The sequence below is a fragment of the Tessaracoccus sp. genome (assembly GCF_016714275.1).
Lineage (GTDB): Bacteria > Actinomycetota > Actinomycetes > Propionibacteriales > Propionibacteriaceae > Arachnia.
Window position 1 is genome coordinate 780,442 of the sequence record NZ_JADJNP010000002.1, and the last position, 21,825, is coordinate 802,266.

23 protein-coding genes are annotated in these 21,825 nt (G+C 70.5%); 9 read left to right on the forward strand and 14 right to left on the reverse strand.

Going from position 1 to position 21,825, the window contains the following annotated elements:
• Positions 1-57 precede the first annotated feature (57 nt).
• Genes tsaD through IPJ61_RS12285 form a run of 5 tightly spaced genes read right to left on the reverse strand, consistent with a single transcriptional unit; the run spans position 58 to position 4,518 of the window.
• Complete coding sequence (tsaD, locus tag IPJ61_RS12265; protein ID WP_297107670.1) at positions 58-1,116, reverse strand: tRNA (adenosine(37)-N6)-threonylcarbamoyltransferase complex transferase subunit TsaD; 1,059 nt, start codon at positions 1,114-1,116, stop codon at positions 58-60.
• On the reverse strand, positions 1,113-1,595 hold the full coding sequence (locus tag IPJ61_RS12270) for a GNAT family N-acetyltransferase (protein ID WP_297107672.1): 483 nt from the start codon (positions 1,593-1,595) through the stop codon (positions 1,113-1,115). The genes tsaD and IPJ61_RS12270 overlap by 4 nt, the downstream gene beginning before the upstream one ends.
• Entirely contained in the window at positions 1,592-2,245 is a 654-nt protein-coding gene (gene tsaB, locus IPJ61_RS12275) for a tRNA (adenosine(37)-N6)-threonylcarbamoyltransferase complex dimerization subunit type 1 TsaB (RefSeq protein ID WP_297107675.1), read from the reverse strand. Before tsaB ends, IPJ61_RS12270 begins: the two co-directional genes overlap by 4 nt.
• A complete protein-coding gene (gene tsaE, locus IPJ61_RS12280; RefSeq protein WP_297107678.1) occupies positions 2,242-3,159 on the reverse strand; it encodes a tRNA (adenosine(37)-N6)-threonylcarbamoyltransferase complex ATPase subunit type 1 TsaE in 918 nt (305 codons plus the stop codon). The genes tsaB and tsaE overlap by 4 nt, the downstream gene beginning before the upstream one ends.
• A 12-nt stretch (positions 3,160-3,171) precedes the next feature.
• On the reverse strand, positions 3,172-4,518 hold the full coding sequence (locus tag IPJ61_RS12285; RefSeq protein WP_297107680.1) for a DEAD/DEAH box helicase: 1,347 nt from the start codon (positions 4,516-4,518) through the stop codon (positions 3,172-3,174).
• A 75-nt stretch (positions 4,519-4,593) separates the two neighbouring features.
• Between IPJ61_RS12285 and IPJ61_RS12290 the strand changes: the two genes are divergently transcribed.
• Positions 4,594-5,340, forward strand: coding sequence for a hypothetical protein (locus IPJ61_RS12290; protein WP_297107683.1), 747 nt, complete (start codon positions 4,594-4,596; stop codon positions 5,338-5,340).
• A gap of 169 nt (positions 5,341-5,509) precedes the next feature.
• Positions 5,510-6,646: a glycosyltransferase family 4 protein gene (locus IPJ61_RS12295; RefSeq protein ID WP_297107686.1), complete on the forward strand. Its 1,137-nt coding sequence runs from the start codon at positions 5,510-5,512 to the stop codon at positions 6,644-6,646.
• A gap of 64 nt (positions 6,647-6,710) precedes the next feature.
• Here IPJ61_RS12295 and IPJ61_RS12300 read toward each other — a convergent pair whose 3' ends face one another.
• On the reverse strand, positions 6,711-7,181 hold the full coding sequence (locus IPJ61_RS12300; RefSeq protein WP_297108169.1) for a copper chaperone PCu(A)C: 471 nt from the start codon (positions 7,179-7,181) through the stop codon (positions 6,711-6,713).
• Between the two features lie 165 nt (positions 7,182-7,346).
• Here IPJ61_RS12300 and IPJ61_RS12305 point away from each other — a divergent pair, with 165 nt between their 5' ends.
• Positions 7,347-8,537 carry a Dyp-type peroxidase gene (locus IPJ61_RS12305; protein WP_297107689.1) on the forward strand — a complete coding sequence of 397 codons (1,191 nt, stop codon included), beginning with the start codon at positions 7,347-7,349 and terminating at the stop codon, positions 8,535-8,537.
• A gap of 48 nt (positions 8,538-8,585) precedes the next feature.
• Here the strand turns inward: IPJ61_RS12305 and IPJ61_RS12310 are convergent, their stop codons facing one another.
• The 3 genes from IPJ61_RS12310 to glmS are packed head-to-tail and all read right to left on the reverse strand — an operon-like array spanning position 8,586 to position 12,171.
• Complete coding sequence (locus tag IPJ61_RS12310) at positions 8,586-9,971, reverse strand: bifunctional ADP-dependent NAD(P)H-hydrate dehydratase/NAD(P)H-hydrate epimerase (protein ID WP_297107691.1); 1,386 nt, start codon at positions 9,969-9,971, stop codon at positions 8,586-8,588.
• Positions 9,968-10,318 carry a holo-ACP synthase gene (locus tag IPJ61_RS12315; RefSeq protein ID WP_297107693.1) on the reverse strand — a complete coding sequence of 117 codons (351 nt, stop codon included), beginning with the start codon at positions 10,316-10,318 and terminating at the stop codon, positions 9,968-9,970. Before IPJ61_RS12315 ends, IPJ61_RS12310 begins: the two co-directional genes overlap by 4 nt.
• A 20-nt stretch (positions 10,319-10,338) precedes the next feature.
• Positions 10,339-12,171, reverse strand: coding sequence for a glutamine--fructose-6-phosphate transaminase (isomerizing) (glmS, locus tag IPJ61_RS12320; protein ID WP_297107696.1), 1,833 nt, complete (start codon positions 12,169-12,171; stop codon positions 10,339-10,341).
• A 32-nt stretch (positions 12,172-12,203) separates the two neighbouring features.
• On the opposite strand from glmS, the gene coaA reads away from it, so the two are divergent.
• Both coaA and IPJ61_RS12330 read left to right on the forward strand, forming a co-directional pair.
• Positions 12,204-13,160 (forward strand): type I pantothenate kinase, encoded by a 957-nt coding sequence (coaA, locus tag IPJ61_RS12325; protein WP_459251283.1) that lies wholly within the window; start codon positions 12,204-12,206, stop codon positions 13,158-13,160.
• A gap of 37 nt (positions 13,161-13,197) precedes the next feature.
• Positions 13,198-14,661, forward strand: coding sequence for an aminopeptidase P family protein (locus tag IPJ61_RS12330; RefSeq protein ID WP_297107699.1), 1,464 nt, complete (start codon positions 13,198-13,200; stop codon positions 14,659-14,661).
• Positions 14,662-14,729: 68 nt separating this feature from the next.
• Here IPJ61_RS12330 and IPJ61_RS12335 read toward each other — a convergent pair whose 3' ends face one another.
• From IPJ61_RS12335 to IPJ61_RS12345, 3 genes are all read right to left on the reverse strand, one after another.
• Positions 14,730-15,551, reverse strand: coding sequence for an alpha/beta fold hydrolase (locus IPJ61_RS12335; RefSeq protein WP_297107702.1), 822 nt, complete (start codon positions 15,549-15,551; stop codon positions 14,730-14,732).
• Positions 15,552-15,627: 76 nt separating this feature from the next.
• Positions 15,628-16,242, reverse strand: coding sequence for an SAM-dependent methyltransferase (locus IPJ61_RS12340; RefSeq protein WP_297107705.1), 615 nt, complete (start codon positions 16,240-16,242; stop codon positions 15,628-15,630).
• Positions 16,239-16,733: a YflT domain-containing protein gene (locus IPJ61_RS12345; RefSeq protein WP_297107708.1), complete on the reverse strand. Its 495-nt coding sequence runs from the start codon at positions 16,731-16,733 to the stop codon at positions 16,239-16,241. The genes IPJ61_RS12340 and IPJ61_RS12345 overlap by 4 nt, the downstream gene beginning before the upstream one ends.
• Before the next feature lie 384 nt (positions 16,734-17,117).
• Here IPJ61_RS12345 and IPJ61_RS12350 point away from each other — a divergent pair, with 384 nt between their 5' ends.
• The 4 genes from IPJ61_RS12350 (at position 17,118) to IPJ61_RS12365 (ending at position 20,499) form a co-directional block, all read left to right on the forward strand.
• The gene (locus tag IPJ61_RS12350) at positions 17,118-18,386 is read left to right on the forward strand and encodes a magnesium transporter MgtE N-terminal domain-containing protein (RefSeq protein WP_297107711.1); all 1,269 of its coding nucleotides are present in this window, start codon (positions 17,118-17,120) and stop codon (positions 18,384-18,386) included.
• The gene (locus IPJ61_RS12355) at positions 18,379-18,873 is read left to right on the forward strand and encodes a DUF1003 domain-containing protein (RefSeq protein ID WP_297107714.1); all 495 of its coding nucleotides are present in this window, start codon (positions 18,379-18,381) and stop codon (positions 18,871-18,873) included. Before IPJ61_RS12350 ends, IPJ61_RS12355 begins: the two co-directional genes overlap by 8 nt.
• Positions 18,870-19,244, forward strand: a complete 375-nt coding sequence (locus IPJ61_RS12360) for a hypothetical protein (RefSeq protein WP_297107717.1) — start codon at positions 18,870-18,872, stop codon at positions 19,242-19,244. The genes IPJ61_RS12355 and IPJ61_RS12360 overlap by 4 nt, the downstream gene beginning before the upstream one ends.
• A gap of 103 nt (positions 19,245-19,347) precedes the next feature.
• Positions 19,348-20,499 carry an Mrp/NBP35 family ATP-binding protein gene (locus tag IPJ61_RS12365; RefSeq protein WP_297107719.1) on the forward strand — a complete coding sequence of 384 codons (1,152 nt, stop codon included), beginning with the start codon at positions 19,348-19,350 and terminating at the stop codon, positions 20,497-20,499.
• 7 nt (positions 20,500-20,506) lie between these two features.
• Here the strand turns inward: IPJ61_RS12365 and IPJ61_RS12370 are convergent, their stop codons facing one another.
• Both IPJ61_RS12370 and IPJ61_RS12375 read right to left on the reverse strand, forming a co-directional pair.
• Entirely contained in the window at positions 20,507-20,917 is a 411-nt protein-coding gene (locus tag IPJ61_RS12370; protein ID WP_297107722.1) for a sec-independent translocase, read from the reverse strand.
• A gap of 41 nt (positions 20,918-20,958) precedes the next feature.
• Positions 20,959-21,822, reverse strand: a complete 864-nt coding sequence (locus IPJ61_RS12375; RefSeq protein ID WP_297107725.1) for a zf-HC2 domain-containing protein — start codon at positions 21,820-21,822, stop codon at positions 20,959-20,961.
• Positions 21,823-21,825 lie beyond the last annotated feature (3 nt).

Consider the following 21,825-nt stretch of genomic DNA (forward strand, 5'->3'; position numbering starts at 1 on the left):
ACGATAGCGATCCCGTGGAGGTTTGCGTTAGCAGGCTGCCTTAACGCCCCGAGATCGTTACGGAGTTGTTGCCGAAACCACCACAGTCGACACGGGTAGACCCGAGTTCGCGGAGATGCCGAGGCCCGACGGGGAGAGGCCTGCACGGACGACCTCACTGCCGACGGCGGCGATCATCGCGCCGTTGTCGGTGCAGAGAGCAGGGCGCGGTCGCCGCAGTTGGACCCCGACAGCGTTGGCCCGCTCCTCCAGGAGGGTCCGCAGCCGCGAGTTAGCGGCGACTCCCCCACCCAGCAGGATGGTGTCGACGCCGAGGTGTTGCGCGGCGTCGACCGTCTTGGCTGTGAGCACGTCGCAAACGGCCTCCTGGAAGCTCGCTGCCACGTCGGCAACCGGCACGTCCAGGCCGTCGAGCCTGCGCCGCTCCACCCAGCGGGCCACCGAGGTCTTGAGCCCGGAGAAGGAGAAGTCGAAGCGGTGCCTCTCCAGGTCGTGCTTGGCGGTGAGACCGCGCGGGAAACGGATGGCCGTCGGGTCGCCCTCCTGCGCGGCCTTGTCGATGACCGGCCCGCCCGGGTAGGGCAGGCCGAGGATGCGGGCGACCTTGTCGTACGCTTCGCCCGCGGCGTCGTCGATGGTGGAGCCCAGCTCGGTGATGTCGGTGGCGATGTCGCGCACGTGGAGCAGCGAGGTGTGCCCGCCGCTGACGAGCAGCGCGAGCGCCGGCATGGGCAGCTCGCCGTGGTCGAGCAGGTCGACCGCGACGTGCCCGACGAGGTGATTGACGCCGTACAACGGCTTGTTCAGGTATGCGGACAGCGCCTTTGCGGAGGCAAGGCCGACGACAAGGGCGCCCATCAAGCCAGGCCCGGCGGTCACGGCGATGGCGTCGACCTCGGCGAGGTCGATGTCCGCGGTCGCTGCGGCGCGCTCCAGCGCCGGGACCAGCGCGGACAGGTGCGCGCGGCTCGCCACCTCGGGAACGACTCCCCCGAAGCGGACGTGCAGGTCGACGCTGCTGGCAACCTCGTTGGCGAGCAGCGTGCGGCCCCGGACGATGCCGACGCCCGTCTCGTCGCACGACGACTCGATGCCCAGCACCAACGGTTCGCTCATTGCTGCTCCTCGTCCAGAATCCAGGTGCCGACGGAGTCGGCGTCGACGCCCTCGAGTGGGCGCTCCATGATGACGGCGTCCGCCCCGGGGCCGTAGTAGTCGGCGCGGGTGGCGATGGGCAGGAACCCGTATCCGCGGTACAGCGCGATGGCGGGCTCGTTGTCGTGCTCGACCTCGAGCACCATCCGCGCCGCGCCCTCTCCTATGGCCCACTGGAGCCCAGCCACCAGCATGGCGCGCGCAAGCCCCAACCGCCTTTGGCTAGGGGCGACGACGATGCGGTGCAGGTCGACGACCTCGGCGAGCCGCTGGAAGCACGCGACGCCGACGAGCTCGCCGTCGACGCGAGCGACAAGCACGCGGCGCCCTTCGCCGCTCAGCTCCGCGCGCCAGGACGCTTCCGACCATTGCACGCCGAAGTGTTCCTCCAGTGCCAGGATCTGCGCGAGGTCGGTAGCCGCGGCAGGCTCGACGATCATCGCGACGCCCGCAGCCGCGGCAGCGCCGACTTGGGAGCCCCCGGAACCGTCGCGTCGGCGGCACGCAGGTAGTAGGGCTCGTCGCCCGCGGGCTCAAGAGTCCGCCACTGCGCCGCGAGCACCCCCGGGTCGAGCTTCCGCTCGACCATCAGGTGGGAATGTAGCTGCGCCGTGAGCTGCTCAGGAACGGTGCCGACGACGGGAAGGCCGGGCAGGTGGTCGGGCGCGCTCACCTGCGGGTCGCCCGCAGGCGAGCCGTCGGCGAGGTAACGGCGCCAGTACAGCTCCTTGCGGCGCGCGTCCGCGGCGACGACGAACTCCTCAGAGGCTCCGTCGTCAGCCCATTGCCGGGCGACGACGTCGAGCGAGCACACGCCGTGGGGGGTCTTCCCCGCCGCGTGGGCGAGCGTCCACGCCGTCGCGATGCCGACCCGCAGCCCGGTGAACGGACCCGGCCCCATGCCGACGACGAACTCTTCGACGTCCCGCAGCGCGACGCCGGCCTGCGCGCACGCCTCGAGCACGGCGGGCATGAGCGCCTCGGCGTGCGCGCGCGTGTCCTCCACGACGACGCGGGCGCGGGCCTCGCCGTCGACGGCGACCCCGACCGCGACGAACGCGCTGGTGTCGATGCCGAGCGTGATGGTCATGGCCGCTCCCTGAGGGGGTCGAGGGCTCCGGCCCAGCGCGGGCCGATCCCGGTGAGATAGACGGTGCGCCCGTCGTCGTCCAAGCCGCGGACGATGTCGATCTCCAGCCTGTCATCGCTCAACCACTCGACGAGGCCCGCGCCCCACTCCACGAGTGTCACGGCGTCGGCAAGGGAAGCATCGAGGTCGATGTCGGCGAGTTCCGCGGCGTCGCCGAGCCGGTAGGCGTCGACATGCACGAGCGCAGGACCGTCGCCGCGGCCGGGGTGCACGCGGGAGATGACGAAGGTCGGCGAGATCACCGGCCCATCGACGTCTAGCCCCTCGCCGATGCCCTGCGTCAGGGTGGTCTTGCCCGCGCCCAAGTCGCCGGTGGCGACGACGACGTCCCCGCGGACGAGCACGCGCGCGAGGGCGCGGCCGAGGGCGCGCATGTCGTCGGCCGTCGGCACGTCCACGATCACAGGCAGGTCTCGGGCCAGCCAGACACCGTTCGGAGCGTCCCCGACGACCTCGAATCCATGGTGACGCCAGAACGCGATGAGCTCGGGGAACTCGCGGCGCGCGATGAGCCGCACGCGGCCGGCGCCCAGGTCGGAGGAGAGGCTGAGCGCCCCCTCCACGATGGCGCGCGCCACGCCGTGCCCAGAGTAAACAGGAAGGACGGACACGCGGCGCAGGGTCGCTACGTCGCCGTCGAGGTCGATGAGCAGCCCGCCGACGATCTCGCCCTCCAACTCGGCGACGACGCCCGCCCCCTCGACGAGGGCGCGGGCGACGTCGGCTTCCGTGTCGGAGAGCGCGTCAGCGGGCGGGTCGACGGGCCGGCGCGCGGCGAACGCCTCCCGGATCACGCGCAGCAGGCGCGGCGCATCCTCCGGGATCGCCGCCCGCAAGGTGAGCTCAGTGTCCATCGCCCGCCGATACTAGTAGCGGTCGCGGCGCGGGCGCCCAGGGCGTCCGTGGCCTCCGCGGCCACGACCCCCGTGGCCGCCGCGCGGGCCGTCGGGGCGACGACGCTGCTGCTGCTTCGGGGCGATGAGGGCCTGGTACTCGGCGTCGGCGATCGGCTCGCCGGACGTGGGGCGGGCACCCGTCGCGACGAACAGCTCGTCGGAGTTGGGCTCGACCGGCATCGGCTCGGCGGACACGCCCGCCTGGCCGAGGAGACGGCGCGACATCTTGCGCTGGTGCGGCAGCACGATGCTGGCGACGACGCCTTCGTTCCCGGCGCGCGCGGTGCGACCCGCACGGTGCAGGTAGTCCTTGGAGTCATGCGGCGGGTCCACCTGCAGCACCAGCGTCACGTCGTCCACGTGGATGCCGCGGGCGGCGACGTCGGTGGCGACGAGCACAGGGACGGTGCCCTCGCGGAACGCGGTGAGGATGCGAGCCCGGGCGCCCTGCGTCAGACCGCCGTGCAGTGCGCCCGCCATGACGCCGGCCTCGCGGAGCTGGGTCGCGATACGGTCCGTGCCCATCTGCGTGCGGGCGAACAGGACGGTGCGGCCGTCGCGGTTGGCGATCTCGGCGGTCACCTGGTTCTTGTGGTGCGGGTGCACGAGCAGCGGCCGGTGGACCATCGTCGAGACCGACGCCTTGCTCGAGTCGACCTCGTGCGTCGCCGGGTCGTGCAGGTAGGTCCTGACCAGCGAGGCCACGGCGTTGTCCAGCGTGGCCGAGAACAGCAGGCGCTGGCCGTCGCCCGAGGCGTCGAGCAGCGTCTGGACGGGCTGGAGGAAGCCAAGGTCGGCCATGTGGTCGGCCTCGTCGAGAACGGCGATCTCCACCTGGCTGAGGTCGGCGACGCCCTGCTCCAGCAGGTCGATCAGGCGGCCAGGGGTGGCGACGACGACGTCAACGCCGCGCGCGAACGCCTTGATCTGCGGGCCGTAGCTCATGCCGCCCGCAACCAGCGTGAGGTCGATGCCGACAGCGGCTGCCAGCGGCGACAGGTTGTCGGCGATCTGCAGCGCGAGTTCGCGGGTGGGGGTGAGGATCACTGCGCGCGGCGAGCCGACGGGCGTGCCCTCGGCCAGTCGGGTCAGCATCGGCAGGCCGAAGGCCAGCGTCTTACCGGAGCCGGTGCGGCCACGGCCGAGCACGTCGCGGCCGGCGAGCGCGTCGCCGATGGTCGCGGCCTGGATCGGGAAGGGCGCGGTGATGCCCTGGCCGGCGAGCACGCGCACCAACGGCTCGGCGACGCCCAGCTCGAAGAAGCCCGATGCCACGTCGCCCTCGACGGCCTCGGCCGTTGTGGCGGTCCAGCTCATCTGGTCCGACTCGGCGTCGAACTCGTCACGCGGCGCACGGTCGAACCCGCGGTCACGGTCACGATCGCGGTCGAAGTGCCTGCGCTTGTCGACGTGTCCGCGCGGCTCGTGGTCGCGGCGCGGCTCGAACTTGGAGGCGCCGGCACGCAGCTTTGGCCGGTCGCCGTGGCGGCCTCGGTCGTCACGGTCGCGGAAGTCACGGTCGTCGCGGCGACGGTCCTCGAACCGGTCATCCCTGCGGACGTCGCGACGATCTCCGCCACGATCGTCCCGGTTGCGGTCGCCGAAGCGATCGTCGCGGCGGTACCCGCCCCTTTCGTCGCGCCGGTCATCGCGGCGACGGTCCTCGAACCGGTCATCGCGGCGGAAACCTCCGCGATCGTCGCGGCGGTCGTCCCTCCGACGGTCCTCGAACCGGTCATCCCTGCGGACGTCGCGGCGGTCTCCCCCGCGATCGTCCCGGTTGCGGTCGCCGAAACGATCGTCGCGGCGGTACCCGCCCCTCTCGTCGCTCCGACGATCCTGGGAACGGTCGTCCGAGCGCTGCCCGCCGCGGCGGTCGTCGGAGGGATAGCGGCGGCTGGCACGCTGGTCGTCACGCGGCCGGTCCTCGCGGGGCCGATCGGCTTGGCGGTCGTTCGTCGCGGGCTGGGAGGGCTTGTCGCCGAACTCGAGCGCGCGGCGCTGCTTGCGGTTCAGCGGGTGCTTCGCGTCGGCGTCGTGGTGGCCGCGGCGGGAGGGCTGGGCGCCCTTTGTCTTCCGCTTTTCAGCGGACCAGCGCGGCTTTTTGCCTGGTTTCATCATGAAGAGAGCTCTCGGTGAGGGGCTGAATGGTGCCCGCTCATGTGTGTCACGCGGGCGGTTACGCCTCGTCCGGGCCTGTCAAGTGTACGCGGGATGTCCCGAATCACCGAAACGTACATCGAGGCTTCATCTGCGCCCGGCCGCGCGACGAGTTGGACGACACAAGAACGCGAGTAGACTCCGTGCCGTGCGTGTTGCCATCGTTGCGGAGAGTTTCCTCCCGCAGGTCAACGGGGTCACCAACTCGGTGCTCCGCGTGTTGGAGCACCTTAAGGCGACCGGTCACGACGCCATGGTGATCGCCCCACAGGACGGCGGGCGTACGCCCAGCCACTACTGCGGCTTCCCTGTCGAGACCGTCACATCTATCGGCCTTCCCGGTTACGATGCCGTCCGCGTGGTCACCACGTCGACCCTCAGCATCTCGCGTCTGCTCACCGGGTTTCAGCCGGACGTCGTGCATCTTGCGGCGCCGTTGCTCATGGGTTTCAAGGCCGCGTCCGTGGCCGCGCGGCTGGGGATCCCGATGGTCGGGATCTACCAGACCGAGGTGCCCACGTACGCGACCCGCTACGGCTTCCCCCACCTCGAGCCGCTGCTCTGGCACCGCGTGCGTCGCGTCCACTCCTTGGCCTCGCTGAACTTCGCGCCGTCGACCTACGCCCGCGACCAGTTGGTCGGACGAGGCGTGCCGCGCGTCGGCGTGTGGGGCCGCGGCGTCGATTCCGTCCGTTTCCATCCCGGCCGCCGCAGCGCCGCGCTCCGTGAGCGCCTCGCGCCGAACGGCGAGCGTCTCATCGGCTACATGGGCCGGCTGGCCTCCGAGAAGCGGGTCGAGGATCTGGCCGCCATCGCCGACCTGCCGGGCACCCGGCTCGTCGTGATCGGTGACGGTCCGCAGCGCACGCAGCTTGAGGCCCTGCTTCCCCGTGCGGCGTTCCTGGGCCAGTTGACGGGCGACGAGCTGCCCGTCGCTCTCGCCTCCCTCGACCTCTTCGTCCACCCCGGCGAGTTGGAGACGTTCTGCCAGGCCATCCAGGAGGCGAAGGCCTCCGGCCTGCCGGTGATCGCCCCCCGTCGCGGGGGCCCGATCGACCTCGTCGACCCGTCCCGCACCGGCTGGCTGTACCGCCCGGGCGACCTCGCCGCGCTGCGGGCCCACACGCAGGACCTGATCGGCGACGACGCGAAGCGCCATGCGTTCGGCGAGGCGGCCCGCGCCTCGGTCGAGGGCCGCACCTGGAGCCGGATCTGCGACGAGCTCCTTGGCCACTACCAGAAGGCGATCGGAATGTCCGTCCGCGGTGGGATGCTCGTCGCATAGTCCACCGCTGGTTGAGCGAGGCTGCGAGGAACGAGCGCCCGAGTCGAACCGATGGACCCGACCCTCACTCGTGCGTGTGGTAGGTGTCCTGTTCCTCGGTGAACTCCTTCACCGGCGCGAGGATGTCGATCGTCTGACCGTCGTCGAACGTCAGCGTGCACGCCAGCTCCTCCGAGCCTGCGGGAAGCTCCCTCGTCAGGCCCATCAGCATGATGTGCGGGCCGCCAGGGGCGAGGTGTTCGTGCTTTCCCGCCGGGACGGTGATCCCGTCCTCGGCCATCTTCATCACCATCTGACCGTCGACCTTCTCCATCACGTGGAGCTCGGTGGACGCGGCGACGTCGCCGCAGTCGGCCGTGGTGAGGACGCGGTCGTCCTTCCCCGGGTTGGTCAGGTTCACGAACACCGCCGTCATGTCGGGGCGCTCGGCGCCGTTGGTCGTCCGCACCCACGCGTCGGCCGCGAGCACGCCTGGGGCCGCCGTCGCCGGGCCTCCCCCGCACGCACTCAGCCCGAGCATCCCGACAACAACCATCACCGCACAACGCCTCACGCCCAGGACCCTACCCCCACCCGATGGTGCCGCCTGACGGATAAGTGCTGTCATAACGAGACTCTCGAAAAAATAGACCTCCGCAGAGCATCTCGACGCACTTTTCCGGTCAACCCGCCGGAGTCGTAGCGGGGTAGGCTGCAGACCATGTCCACCGTCTCGCGCCGCGGCCTCCTCGGCTACGCCGGCGCGACCGGCGTCGGCGCTGCGGCCGGATTCGCCGGCGGGTGGGCGGCCAAACCTGCGCCCGTCGCGGAGCGCCACCAGGTGCTGAACCAGCGCTATTCCGCGCACGGCGCGCATCAGCCCGGCATCCTCACCCCGACGGCCGCGTCCAACCAGCTCGTCGCTCTAGACCTCCTGCCCACCACCGACGCCGCGGCCCTCGGCCGGCTGATGCGGTCGTGGACGGGGTTGATCGAGGCGCTGATGGAGGGGCGGCCGACGGCGGGCGATACCCTCCCCGACCTCGCGCAGGAGGCCGTCTCGATGTCCGTCCTCGTCGGCTACGGGCCCGGTGTCTTTGCGCTGCCGGGGCTCGAAGCCCAACGCCCCGCGGGCTTCCAGGAAATCCCGCCGATGAGCCACGACAGGCTGGACGAGCGCTGGAACGGCGGGGACCTGCTGCTGTGGGTCTCCGCCGACGACGGCACCAGCGTCGACTACGCCGTGCGCCGCCTCGTCGCCGACGCCGCCCCGTTCGCCCGCCGTCGGTGGACGCAGACCGGGTCGTGGCGCGGCTTCGACGGCGAGGGCAAGGCCGTTACGGGGCGCAACCTGTTCGGACAGGTCGACGGCTCGGGCAACCCCGACGGCGAACAGCTGGACGCGGCGCTGTGGTCGATCGACGACTGGCTGTCCGGCGGAACCCAGCTCGTCGTTCGGCGGATCGAGATGAACCTCGACACCTGGGACGAGGCGACGCGCGACCGCCAGGAGGCCTCCATCGGGCGCAGACTCGACGACGGAGCCCCGCTCACCGGCGAGAGCGAGGCCGACGACCTCGACCTCGCGGCCGTCGAGGACGGCGTCCCCGTCATCGCGCTCGACGCCCACGCCCGCCGCTCGCATCCCGACGCCAACAACGGACGCCGGATGCTGCGCCGCGCCGTCAACTACACCCACGAGGACTGGACGAGCGGGACGCCGCGCGCGACCGCCGGTCTCATCTTCTGCGCGTTCCAGGCCAACATCGCTGACCAGTTCATCCCCGTGCAGCGCGCGCTCGACGAGTCGGACGCGCTGAACGAGTGGACCACTGCGATCGGCTCGGCGGTCTTCGCCATCCCGCCCGGCTACGCGTCGGGCGGCTGGGTCGGCGAGACCCTGCTTCACTAGCGCCTACGGATTTCGACTCAGTCGCTCGTACCTCGCCGCCCGGCTCAATCAGCGGTCGACGAGGGCGGCGATGGTCTCCGGGAGCAGCGCCGCGAGGCGTTCCGGCGGGTAGGGGCCGGGGTTCCGCGCTGCGGTCATCGCCTGGATGCTCGCCCCGGCGACGGCCGCCTGCCAAGCGGGCAGGCCCGCCGCGAGCAGCGCGCCGCAGATGCCGGCGAGCACGTCGCCCGACCCCGCCTGCGCCGTCCAGTGCGGCCCTCCGACGGCGATCGTGACCCTGCCCGCCGGCTCTGCCACGTACTGCGTCGCTCCCTTGAGCAGGACGGTCGCGCCCGTCGACCTGGCCGCCTCGCGGGCGCACGAGATCGGATCGGCCTCGACGTGCGCGCGAGAGCAGCCCAACAGCCGGGAGAGTTCGCCCGCGTGCGGGGTCAGCAGCCAGCCGTCGAGGCGGCTGCCCGGCAGCGCGTAAAGCGCGTCGGCGTCGATCACGGCGGGCAGTCCCACCTGGCGGGCGTGGGCGACGCGCCCGGCCGCCTGGTCGTCGTCGCCCCATCCGGAGCCGAGGACGGCGGCCTGCGCCCTTCCCTCTCCCAGCACGACGCTGGGGTGGCGGGTGAGGATCAGGCCACCTGCGACGCGTCCGGTGTAGCGGACCATGCCCGCGCCGGCGTGCAGCGCTCCGGTCACGCCGAGGATCGCCGCGCCTTGGTAGGCCTGCGAGCCGACGTCCATCGCGACGACTCCTCGCGAGTACTTGTCCGACTCCCCGCCGGGCACCGGCCACCACCGCGCGACGTCGGACTCCTCGGCCTGCCGCACCGTCGTCGCGGGGACGGGGACGCCGATGTCGACGACATGTAGCCTCCCGCAGCGCGACGCTGCGGGCTGCTGGACATGGCAGGGCTTTGGCGCGGCGAATGTCACCGTTGCGGCGGCGCGGAAGCTGGGATGGGCGGCGCAGGAGTCGGCGGACAGCCCGCTGGGCAGGTCGACGGCAAGCACCAGCACCTCGGTGGAGGCGCAGGCGTCGGCGAAGGTCTCCACCGTGCGCGACAGCCCGGACCGCGAGCCGAGGCCCGCGACGGCGTCGATCACCAGGGCGCAGTCGGCGAGGGCCTCGAGGGCGCCGAGCGCGTCGACCTCCTGGCAGCCGGCTGCCCGCGCCGCCGCGAGCCCCGCGCCGTGCGCGCCGCCGAAGGCGCACCAGACGAGCACGGAGCGGTGCTCGGCGAGCAGCGCCCCGGCGAACAGCCCGTCGCCGCCGTTGTTCCCGCGCCCCGCGATGACGAGGACCTGCCCAGTCGGCGCCATGTCCCTGGCAACCCGCGCGACGGCCGATGCCGCGCGGCCCATCAGGTCAATCCCGGGGTGGGCGGCGAACACCTTCGCCTCCGCGGCCCGCATCTCTTGTTCGGTGACGATCGTCCTCATGCCTCGCACACCACCATCGCGGTGGCGAAACCGCCGTCGTGGCTGATGGTCAGGTGCACCGTGCCGATCCCCAGTTCCGCGATCCGCGCGGCCACCGAGCCGACCGCCTGGAACCTCGGCGCGCCGTCGGCGTTCTTGACCACCTCGCAGTCGAGCCAGCGCATCCCGCCGGGCGACCCCAGCGCCTTCGCGAGGGCCTCCTTAGCCGAGAACCTGGCGGCCTGCGACTCGATGCTGAGCTCCCGCTCCGCCGACGTGAGCAGTCGCTCCGCGAGCCCGGGTCGTCGGTCCAGCATCGCCTGGAAGCGCTCGATGACGACGAGGTCGGTGCCGATGCCCACGATCATGGCCCCACCCTAACGACGAACTACTCGACGGTGACCGACTTCGCCAGGTTTCGCGGCTGGTCGACGTCGTGGCCCAGCAGGGTGGCCAGCTCGCAGGCGAACAGCTGCAGGGGGACGATGGCGACCAGCGGCTGCAGCAGCGTCGAGACCTTCGGCAGCTCGATGAACACCTCAGCGGCGGCGCGGGCGTCCTGGTCGGAGCCCTCCGCGAGCACGATCGTCTTCGCGCCGCGGGCGCGCACCTCGGCGATGTTGGAAACCACCTTGTCGCGCAGCTGGTCACGGCCCTGCGGCGGGACGACGACGAACATCGGCAGGCCCTCGGAGACCAGCGCGATGGGGCCGTGCTTCAGCTCGCCTGCGGCGAAGCCCTCCGCGTGCAGGTACGCGATCTCCTTCAGCTTTAGCGCGCCCTCCAGCGCGATCGGGTAGCCGACATGACGCCCGAGGTACAGGAACGACGTCGCCGACGACAGCTCCTTGGCAAGGTCCAGCACCTGCTGCTGGTTGTCGAGCAGGTGCTGCATCGCCTCGGGCATGCGCTGCAGCTCGGCAAGGACGGCGGCGATCTCGTCGCCGTACTTCATGCCGCGCACCTGCGCCAGGTACAACCCCAGCAGGTAGCAGGCGACGATCTGCGAGGTGAAGCCCTTCGTCGACGCGACGCCAATCTCGGGTCCCGCGTGGGTGTAGATCACGGCGTCGGACTCGCGCGGAATGGTGGCGCCGTTGGTGTTGCAGATGGCGATCACCTTCGCGTGCTGCTCGCGCGCGTGCCGGATCGCCATCAGGGTGTCGGCGGTCTCGCCGGACTGCGAGATGGTCACCACGAGCGTCATCGGATCGATGATCGGGTCGCGGTAGCGGAACTCGGAGGCCAACTCGACCTCGCACGGGATGCGCGTCCAGTGCTCGATGGCGTACTTCGCGACAAGGCCGGCATAGAAGGCCGTGCCGCAGGCCACGATCACGATCTTGTTGACGCGGCGCAACTCCTCGGGGCTGATCCGCACCTCGTCGAGGATCAGCTCGCCGCGGTCGTTCAGGCGGCCGAGGAGCGTGTCGGCGACCGCGTGCGGCTGCTCGAAGATCTCCTTGCGCATGAACCAGTCGTAGCCCTGCTTCTGCGCGGCCTCGAGGTCCCAGTCGACGTGGAAGGCCTTGGTCTGCGCGGGCGCGCCGTCGAACGTCGTGACCGTCACGCCGTCGCGGGTCAGCTCCACGATCTGGTCCTGCCCCAGCTCGACGGCGTCGCGGGTGTAGGCGATGAAGGCGGCGACGTCCGAGGCGAGGAACCACTCGCCGTCGCCCACGCCGACCACCAGCGGCGAGTTGCGGCGGGCCGCGACGATGCGGTCCGGGTCCAGCGCGTCGACGGCGACCAGCGTGAACGCCCCCTCCAGCTGGGCGACGACGGCGCGCATGGCCGTGGTGAGGTCGGCCCCGGCCTCGACCTCGCGGCGCAGCAGGTGCGCGGCGACCTCGGAGTCGGTCTCCGAGCGGTACTCGACGCCGGGAAGGCCAGCGCGGAGCTGGTCGTGGTTCTCGATGATGCCGTTGTGCACGATGGCGATGCGCTCGGCGACGTGCGGGTGCGAGTTCTGGTCGGTCGGGGCGCCGTGGGTGGCCCACCGCGTGTGGCCGATCGCGACGGAGCTCTCCGGCAACGGGTTCGCCTCGATCTCAGACTCAAGGTTGACGATCTTGCCTGCCCTCTTGCGCCACTCGATGCCGCCGTCGTGCGGCACGGCGACGCCCGCCGAGTCATAGCCCCGGTACTCCAAGCGGCGCAGGCCGCTCAGAACAACGTCGAGGCCGCTACGATTTCCCAGGTATCCAACGATTCCACACACGCCGGAAACCGTACATTACTTTTGCGCGTTTCTTGACATTTAGCCCCGGAGGTCTCGTGTCAGACCCGTTCATCACGTTGCAGCGCCGCGCGTGGGCCGATCTCGCCAACAACACGGACATCGACCTCGACGAGACCACCCTCGCACGACTCCGCGGCATCGGTGACCCGACATCGATCCTCGACGTGACGGAGGTCTACCGCCCACTCACCCAGCTGCTCCACCTGTACATGGTCAACACGGGGCGGCTGTTCGCGCAAAGCAACGACTTCCTCCGCGTGGCCCCGGGGCGCACCCCGTTCGTGATTGGCGTGGCTGGCTCGGTCGCCGTCGGGAAGTCGACGGTGTCGCGCCTCCTGCAGGAACTGCTGCGGCGCGCACCCGGCGCCCCAAAGGTCGACCTCGTCACCACCGACGGCTTCCTCCACCCCAACGAGGAGCTGCAGCGCCGCGGCCTGCTGGACCGCAAAGGTTTCCCCGAGTCCTACGACCGGCGCGCGCTGCTGCAGTTCGTGATGGACGTGAAGTCGGGCGTCGAGCGCGTCGAGGCCCCCGTCTATAGCCACCTCGACTACAACATCGTTTCCGGCCGCAGCATCGTCGTCGAACGCCCGGACATCCTCATCATCGAGGGCCTCAACGTCCTCCAACCCGCCCGCGCCGAGCACGACCCCGGCCTCAGTCTCGCCGTCAGCGACTTCTTCGACTTCAGCGTGTTCGTCGACGCCGAGGAGAGCCTCATCAAGACGTGGTTCCTTGAGCGCTTCATGACGCTGCGCGAGACCGCGTTCCAGGACGAGCGCAGCTTCTTCCGGATGTTCACCGCCATGTCCGAACACGACGCCCGCACCTGGGGCTCGAAGGTGTGGGACACCATCAACGGCCCGAACCTGCGCCAGAACATCGCCCCGACACGCGACCGCGCCACCGCCATCCTCGTCAAGAGCGCCGACCACGCGATCGACTCGATCCGCATCCGCAAGGTCTAGGGAAGTACCTCGAAAGGGCGGGACTAGGCTTCGCCGTATGAGCGAAGCACAAGAAGGCACGGAAGCTGCCGCAACGCCCGACGAGTCGGCGAACCGCCGCGATCCGTTCTCCGAGGCGTTCAAGAAGTTCATCATCAGCGATTGGGCCCCTTATTCCGACATCCTCCCGGCCGAGCTTCCTGCCGTGCCCTGGGCCGCGGCCCGCCGCGCCGCCCTGGCCGCCGCTCACGAGGGTGCGACGCTCGTCATCCCGGCGGGACCGCTGAAGCAGCGCTCGAACGACACCGACTACCGGTTCCGGCCGCACACCGCCTTCGCCTACTACACAGGGCTGGGCGAGGACCGGGAGCCGGACGCCGTGCTCGTCGTCGCGGGCGCTGACGCGACCCTCTACTTCCGGCCGCGCGCGCCGCGCACCGACCGCGAGTTCTACGCCGACGCCCGCTACGGCGAGATGTGGGTGGGAACCCGCGACTCCGCCGAGGAGATGTCCGCGGCCACGGGCCTGGCCGTCGCCCACATCGACGAGCTCGAGCCCGCCCTTGCGGCAGCGGCCGCCCCCCGCGTCATCCGCGAGGCCGACCCTGCGGTCACGGCGCTCGTCGACAAGGCCCGGGGCAAGGAAGCGACGGGCGACGACGCCGCGTTCGCCCGCTTCGTGTCCGAGGCCCGCCTCACAAAGGACGCGTTCGAGATCGCCGAGATGGAGCGCGCCTGCGCCGCGACCGCGGTCGGGTTCACCGCCGTGGCGCGCGCCCTCCCCGAGGCGGTAGCCGCGGGCCGAGGGGAGCGCTGGGTCGAGGGCATCTTCGGCCTGCATGCCCGCCACCTCGGCAACGCCGTCGGCTACGACACCATCGCGGCCGGCGGCGACCACGCCAACACGCTGCACTGGATCCGCAACGACGGCGACCTCCGCGACGGCGACCTGATCCTGCTCGACGCCGGGGTCGAGGTGAACACGCTCTACACCGCCGACGTCACCCGCACCCTGCCGGTCAACGGCACGTTCTCGCCCGCGCAGCGCCGCGTATACGAGGCTGTGCTCGCCGCTCAGGAGGCGGGCATCGCCGCGTGCCGCGCAGGGCTTCCCTTCGCCGGCGTCCACCAGGCCGCGATCACGGTGGTCGCGGAGTTCCTCGCCGAGCTGGGCATCCTTCCCGTTTCCGTCGAGGAGTCGATCTCCCCCGGCGGAGGGCAGCACCGCCGCTGGATGGTGCACGGCACCTCGCATCACCTGGGCCTCGACGTCCACGACTGCGCGCAAGCCCGTGCGGAGCTCTACAAGGGGGGCACGCTCGCCGCGGGCATGGTGATCACGGTCGAGCCCGGCATCTACTTCAGGTCGACCGACCTGCTCGTCCCCGAGGAGTACCGCGGCATCGGAATCCGGATCGAGGACGACATCCTGATCACCGACGGCGACCCCGTCAACCTGTCCGCGGCGCTGCCGCGGAGGGCTGACGACGTCGAAGCCTGGCTTCGCGCGGCGCAGGTCTGACGGATCGGGTTCATTGGTTTCGACACGCCGGCTCGCTAGCGCTCACGCGGCGGCTCAACCAGCGGGGATCAGTCGCTCGACTCGCTGACGACCAGCGAAGGCGTCGAGCGGTCCATGAAGGCGCGGATCTGGTCGGCGACCTCGGCCGGGGCTGCTACCGGGACCTGGTGCGCGGAGCCCTCGACGATGTGGAGGCCGGCGCGCGGCGCGGTCTCGGCCACGAGCTCCACGTTGGCGATGGGGGTCGACGCGTCGCGCTCGCCGGCGATCAGCAGGATCGGAGTGGTGATGTACGGCAGGTCGGCGCGCACGTCGTGGACGGCGAGCGCGCGGCACAGCTGCGCGTAGGAGTGGTCGTCGGCGGCCGAGAGTCCCTCCATGATGACGTCGACGACTGCGGGCTGCGCGGCGATGAACGCCGGCGTGAACCAACGCTTGGTCGTCTCTTCGACCAACTGCTGCGTGCCGGTCGCCTCGACCTGCTCCGCGCGCTCGATCCAGCGGGGGCCCTCGCCGACCGTTGCGGCGGACGCGACGACGACGACGCCGGCGAAAAGGTCGCCGTAGTCGCGGGCCAGGTGCAGCGCGGTGGCGCCGGAGATCGACAGTCCTGCGAAGTAGATCGGGACGTCGCCGAGTTCCTCGCGGAGACCGCGGGCCACGTCGGCGATCCCGGCGGCGACGGTGTCGAGCGACGGCTCGTCGGCGTCGTCCCACACCTCGCCCAGGCCGGTGCCCGGCAGGTCGACGAACACCACGCGCGCGTCGTTCAGGAGCTCCGCGGCGACCTTCGTCCACTGATGCACGGAGTTGCCGCCGAGGCTGGGACCCACGAGCAGCACGCGCGCGGCCTCGGTCGTGCGGTTGTAGACGGTGGTGTTCAGCTTCATGAATCGCTCCTCGGATGGGACAAAGGCTCTACCACGGCACAACCTACCGGAGCGGCGGCGGCCTGGGGAGGGCGGGTCAGACGGAGCGAAGAAGACCCAGCGCCTGCACAACGGACCCCAGTCCCTGGTGGCCCATCCCCTCGAAGATGCGTCGCTCGACGAGCCGCAGGTCCAGGTGCCAACCGACCCAGTCGTCGATGACGTCCACCCTCGTCACCAGCAGGTCCTCGCCCTTCGGACCGCCGGTACCGAGCGCCAACTGGGCCGGCGTATAGGCCTCAAGGACGAGCACGGCGCCGGGCGCGCACTGTGCGGTCGCCGTCCGTGCGACCGCCCGCCGCAGCGCGGGAGGCAGGTGGAGGAAGATCGCGACGACGGCGTCCCACGGGCGATCGGGCGCCGGGAGGTCCACCCAGTCGGCGAGGTCCACGTGCCAGGTCTCGATCGCGACGCCCTTCTCCGCGGCGAACGCCTCCGCCTTATCGAGGCCGGTGCGCGAGAAGTCGAGGCTGACGACGTCGTGCCCGCGGCCGGCGAGCCACACGCCGTTGCGGCCCTCCCCGTCGCCGAGGCAGAGCACGCGCGAACCGCGCCGCAGCATCAGCTCGTTGGCGGCGAGGAAGTCGTTCGGGCGGTAGCCGTAGACGTGGTTCGGGTGCGCGTACCTCGCGTCCCAGTCCTCAGCGCTCACTCGAAGAGCGCCGCTCGGGCACCGGGGCGCTCGTTCAGCAGGTCGCGCGCCTCCTGGGCCACCTTGTGCTCGGCCAGGACTTCGTAGCTGGTGGCGATGGTGAGGCGGGCGGAGTTGAAGTCGCGCCGGCCCCCGCTCAACGCGTAGCCGAGGCCGCCGGCGATCACGCCGAACGCCACGCCCATCGCCAGGCCGACCCACAGCATCTGCAGGCCCGCGTTCGGGATGAAGAGCAGCAGCATGAGGCCAACGAACAGGCCCGTGCTGACGCCGGAGATCGCGCCCTGGCCCAACACCGTTCCCCAGGTGCGTCGGCCCGTGATCCGCTCCATCATCTTCAGGTTCGTGCCGACGATCAGGAGGTTCTGCACGGCGAAGCGCTTGTCGGCTAGGTAGTCGACGGCGGCCTGCGCCTCCTCGTAGGTCGGGAACTCCGCGACGTGCTGCGGATAGGACAGTTGCATCAGCTTGTTCGGGTTCTGCGGACTCATCTTCCTCGGGCCTCTCTCGTGGCTCGCCACCCATCCTAGGCGCGCCGAAGAGTGCCCCGTTGCCGCTAGATTTGCCCCATGGTCGCTAAGGGAACCACTGATCAGCCATTCCTCGGCTGCGGCGCACTGGATCGGGCGCCCCGTCGTCCCTATGTCTTGTGCCGGACGTCCAGTACGACACTACGACCTAGGGAAGCACTGATCGATCGGCCACCGGCTGCGGCGCACCAGATCGGGCGATCTGAACTCTCAATATCTTCGGCGTTATGTCCAATAGCACCCTCAGACCTTGAGACCCCAGCTCATCCCGCCTGGCACGTCATCACTCGGCACCCCATTGACCAGTACTTCCCTAGTGCCCCGCGTCGGCGAAAGCACTGACCAGTGCTACCCAAGGAATCGCAGGTCTTCATCTCGCGCATCATCGGCCTCCCCATCGTCGACGCCAAGGGCGATCAGGTCGGCCGCGTCAAGGATGTCGTGTGCTACCTGCGCGCCGACGGCCAGGCGCCGCGCGTCAAGGGCCTGGTCGCTGAGCTCTTCGCCCGCGCCCGCATCTTCGTTCCCATGGTCCGCGTGCACGACATCTCGCCGCATCAGGTCGCGATCCTCGGGCAGGTGGACACCCGCCGGTTCCAGCGGCGCCAGGCAGAGGTCCTTGTTGCAGCCGACCTGTTCGACCGCAGCATCGCCCGCGACCGCCCCACCAAGATCCTCGACGTCGCCATGCATCAGGTACGCAACCGCGAATGGGAACTCTCCCGGGTCGCGCTGCGCAGTTCCACCCGCGCGAGCAGGTTCGGCTTCGGCGGCCGCGGCACACCGGAGGTGGTGTCGTGGAAGGAGGTGCCGGACCTGATCCTGCAGACGGGTCGCCGCACCGCCGCGCACCTCGTGGCCGAGTTCTCGGACATGAAGCCCGCCGACATCGCGCAGGAGCTCCACGACCTTGAGCCCGAGCGCCGCTCCGCGGTCATCGAGGTGCTCGACAACCAGATGCTGGCGGAGGCGCTCGAGGAGCTCCCCGAGGACGAGCAGGTGGCCCTCATCTCCGACCTCGAGACCTCCCGCGCCGCCGACGTCCTCGCGAAGATGGATCCCGACGACGCGGCCGACCTCGTGCACGAGCTCCCCGACGACGTCGCGGAGGACCTCCTGCAGCGGATGGAGCCGGAGGAGGCGCGCGACGTTCGCCGCCTGCTGATCTACGAGGAGTTCACCGCCGGCGGCATGATGACGCCAGAGCCGGTCATCCTCGACACCGACGCCACCGTCGCGCAGGCCCTGGCGAACGTGCGCCGCGAGTCGCTGACGCCCGCGCTGGCGTCGATGGTGTTCGTGACGCGCCCGCCGCTGGAGACGCCGTCGGGTCGCTTCGTCGGCGCCGTCCACACCCAGCGCCTCCTGCGCGAGCCCCCGACGACGCTCGTCGCGACGTTGCTCGACGAAAACCTGGAACCGCTCGCGCCGAGCGCCCCGTTGGCCCAGGTCAGCCGGTTCTTCGCCACCTACAACCTCGTCGTCGCGCCGGTGGTCAACGCGGACGGGCACCTCGTCGGCGCGGTCACGGTCGATGACGTCCTTGACCACATGCTGCCCGACGACTGGCGCGGCGATCAGATGGACGAGTTCGAGGCGGTGACCGGTGGCTGAGCGCAACCCCCTCTCGCAGCCCAGCGAACGAAGCTGGCTGCCGAAGGTCTCCGTGGACGCCGAGTCGTTCGGCTCGTTCGCGGAGAGCTTCGCCCGGTTCATGGGCACCGCGAAGTTCCTCGTCTACATGACCGTCTTCGTGATCGTGTGGGTGACGCTGAACCTTGTCGGCATGTTCGGGCTGAAGTGGGACCCTTACCCGTTCATCCTGCTGAACCTGTTCTTCTCGACGCAGGCCTCCTACTCCGCGCCGTTGATCCTGCTCGCCCAGAACCGGCAGGAGTTGCGCGACCAGTTGAGCATCGAGGAGGATAGGAAGATCGCGGCCCAGGCCCGCGCCGACATGGACTTTCTCGCCCGCGAGATCGCCGCCATCCGCATGCACCTCGGCGAGCTGGCCACGCGCGACTTCGTGCGCAGCGAACTGAGATCCGAGCTCCGCGAGTTGGCGGAACGCCTCGACGGCGCGGAGGAGAAGACCCGATGAGCGAACCCCGGGACGTCGCCGAGGCACCGGGCGCCGAGACCGAGATCCGTTGGTTCGGCCTGGTGCTGCTCGTCGGTCACCTCGCGCTGACCGTCATCGGCGCTGTCGCCCTGTGGCGGATCGCCGGCGGGTGGTGGCTCGGCGCCGCAGCAGCCGCGCTGTTCGCGCTCGGCTACATCCTGCTCTGGCGCTACCTCCTTGCTCCCGGCTCCCGGCAGCGGCTCGGCTACCGCGAACGGCTGACCATCGCGCTGGTCGTCGGCCCCGCCGTGCTGGTCCTCGGCGGACTCGCCAACCTCTGGCTGCTCGCTCTCATCGCCACCAGCGTCCTCATCTTGGGGGATGCCTTGAACGAACGCTCGGCCTCTTAGCCTCCATCCACCTGTCTGCGCGTCCTCCGCGGGCCCACCGATGGATCGAGGCTTAGCCCCTCCTGACTTGCGTATCCCCCAGCGGCGCGCAAGTATCGAGTCCGTGAGCGAACATCCCCTCGTCCCCCATATCCGCGCGGCCCTGCACGAGGTCGAGGACCCGGAGATTCGGCGCCCGATCACCGACCTCGGCATGGTCGACGACATCCAGGTCACCGACGGCGGGGACGTCGCGGTTCGCGTGCTCCTGACCGTCTCAGGCTGCCCGATGCGCTCGGAAATCACCAACCGCGTGACCGCGGCGCTGCGGGGGGTCGAAGGGGTGCGGGAGATCGCGGTCGACCTCGGCGTCATGAACGACGAGCAGCGCGACGCGATGCGCACGATGCTGCGCGGCGGCCGGCCCGCCAAGCAGATCCCCTTCGCGCAACCCGGCAACCTGACCCGGGTGATCGCCATCGCGTCCGGCAAGGGCGGCGTGGGCAAGTCGTCGGTCACGGTGAACCTCGCGCTGGCGCTCGCGAAGCAGGGGCGCTCCGTCGGCATCCTCGATGCCGACATCTACGGCCACTCCGTCCCCGACCTGCTGGGCCTTGGCGACGCCCGCCCCACGGTCGTCGACGACATGATCATGCCGGTTCCCGCCATCGGCGGCCTCAAGGTGATCTCGGTCGGCATGCTGAAGCCCTCACGCGACCAGGTCGTCGCCTGGCGGGGCCCCATCCTCGACCGCGCCCTGACGCAGCTGTTGACGGACGTCTACTGGGGAGACCTCGACTACCTCCTGCTCGACCTCCCGCCCGGCACCGGTGACGTCGCCATGTCGCTCGGGCAGAAGATCCCGACGTCGGAGGTGGTGGTGGTGACCACGCCGCAGTCGGCGGCCTCCGAGGTCGCGGAGCGCGCCGGCACCATGGCCCACATCATGGAGCAGAAGGTGCTGGGCGTCGTCGAGAACATGAGCTGGCTGGAGACCCGCTGCCCGCACTGCGAGGAGACGCACAGGATTGAGCTGTTCGGTGCCGGCGGCGGCACGCTGGTGGCCGAGGCGCTCTCGGACCGGCTCGTCTACGACGTCCCGCTGCTGGCCCAGATCCCGTTCGACGAGGCCCTCCTCGCCGGCGGCGACCGCGGCACGCCGATCGTCGAGACCAACCCGGATCACCCGTCCGCTCAGGCCCTCACCGCTCTTGCCGGGGCGCTGGCCGAGCGCAAGCGTGGCCTCCTCGGCCAGCGCCTCCCGCTCCACACCTGAGGCGGGCTCAGGTCGCTTCGGTGTCGAACGGCGTCGGGGGCTCCTCGACGACGACGGGAGCGTCCGCTTTCACGGAGGCCTCTATCTCCTTCGCGGAGGCCTCGAGTTCCTTCGCGCTCGTCTTCAGCGTCGCGGCGGTGGCGGCCAGCTCGCGCTTGGTCTCGTCGATGAGGGCCACCTCGTCGCGTAGCTGCTTCGCGATGAACGTCTTCGGATTGAGGTCCTTCAGCTCGATGTCGGCGTAGTCCGGGCCGAGCTCGGTGCTGATGGTCTGCTTGGCGTTGTTTGCGATGTCGCGCAGGTACACGAAGACCCGCGCAGCCTTGCGGGAGAACTGCGGAAGCTTCTCCGGGCCGAAGATGATGACGGCCAGCACGATGAGCATGACAAGCTCAACACCATCGATCCCGAACAACACGACGCCAAGGGTACCCGGTTGATGGAGGTTCCGCGGACCCCTCAGCCAGTCGGGACCAATCGGTCGAGCCCGGCCGAGATGCGGTCGAGCAGCGTGTCCTCGTAAGGCCGCTCCTCCGGCAGCTGCGCCATGATCCGGTTCAGCATCTCCTCGTCGCCGTCCGAGGCGACGAACACGACGGCGTCGCCGCACTGCCATACGGCCACGGTTGGCATCCCCTCCGCCTCCTCGGTGCGGCCGAGGCCGTCGTCCAGGCGGCCCTCCGTCCACCCGACGACGGCCGTGTGGACGCCGTCGGAATAGACGAGGCTCAGCGCGCTGACGCCCTCGCGCACCGTGGGCACGTAGTCGACGAGCGGCATCCCGGCCACCTCGTAGGGGCAGCTCGGCAGCCCGAAGCACCAGTCATCCGGGTCGTCGTCGGCGGCCGTCTCAGCGGCAAGCGAGATGGGCTGCGCCGTCGTCTTTGCGGAGAGCGCGGCCATGTAGTGGTCGCGCGCGGAGCGCACCGGGTCGTCGAGGCGCGGCGGCTCGGGCGCGATCAATACCGCGATGATGACGACGGCTGCGGCGCTGCCCAGGAGCGCGACGCATGTCTGCGTCAGCCGTCGGGCCATCATTCTGCGCGCCGAGGGCAGCTCGCCGGGGCCGCTGCTGAGGTAGAGGGGCTGGTCGGCCTCCTCGCCCGCGATGGACGCCAGGCGTTCGGTCAGGTCGTCGGGAGTCCGGGAGGTGCGCCAGACGCTCAGCTGAGTGCAGACCGCGGCAAGGGCCGCGGCTTCCTCCGCGCACTCGGGGCACCCCTCGATGTGCGCCCGCACAGCGTCGACCCGCTTCGGCGGCAACGTCCCGTCGACGTAGCCGGAGAGATCGCCGCGAAGGCGACCGCAGCAGGGTCGGGCCATCGG

Coding starts and splice junctions, on each gene's coding strand:
- IPJ61_RS12345 (WP_297107708.1), bottom strand. CDS start 16,733: ATGAGTCCGCAGAACCCGAACAAGCTGATGCAACTGTCCTATCCGCAG.
- IPJ61_RS12315 (WP_297107693.1), bottom strand. CDS start 10,318: ATGATCGTGGGCATCGGCACCGACCTCGTCGTCATCGAGCGCTTCCAG.
- IPJ61_RS12360 (WP_297107717.1), top strand. CDS start 18,870: ATGAGCGAACCCCGGGACGTCGCCGAGGCACCGGGCGCCGAGACCGAG.
- IPJ61_RS12285 (WP_297107680.1), bottom strand. CDS start 4,518: ATGAGCTGGACCGCCACAACGGCCGAGGCCGTCGAGGGCGACGTGGCA.
- IPJ61_RS12310 (WP_297107691.1), bottom strand. CDS start 9,971: ATGAGGACGATCGTCACCGAACAAGAGATGCGGGCCGCGGAGGCGAAG.
- IPJ61_RS12335 (WP_297107702.1), bottom strand. CDS start 15,551: ATGAAGCTGAACACCACCGTCTACAACCGCACGACCGAGGCCGCGCGC.
- IPJ61_RS12300 (WP_297108169.1), bottom strand. CDS start 7,181: ATGGTTGTTGTCGGGATGCTCGGGCTGAGTGCGTGCGGGGGAGGCCCG.
- IPJ61_RS12270 (WP_297107672.1), bottom strand. CDS start 1,595: ATGATCGTCGAGCCTGCCGCGGCTACCGACCTCGCGCAGATCCTGGCA.
- IPJ61_RS12375 (WP_297107725.1), bottom strand. CDS start 21,822: ATGGCCCGACCCTGCTGCGGTCGCCTTCGCGGCGATCTCTCCGGCTAC.
- tsaE (WP_297107678.1), bottom strand. CDS start 3,159: ATGGACACTGAGCTCACCTTGCGGGCGGCGATCCCGGAGGATGCGCCG.
- tsaD (WP_297107670.1), bottom strand. CDS start 1,116: ATGAGCGAACCGTTGGTGCTGGGCATCGAGTCGTCGTGCGACGAGACG.
- IPJ61_RS12305 (WP_297107689.1), top strand. CDS start 7,347: ATGTCCACCGTCTCGCGCCGCGGCCTCCTCGGCTACGCCGGCGCGACC.
- IPJ61_RS12330 (WP_297107699.1), top strand. CDS start 13,198: ATGAGCGAAGCACAAGAAGGCACGGAAGCTGCCGCAACGCCCGACGAG.
- tsaB (WP_297107675.1), bottom strand. CDS start 2,245: ATGACCATCACGCTCGGCATCGACACCAGCGCGTTCGTCGCGGTCGGG.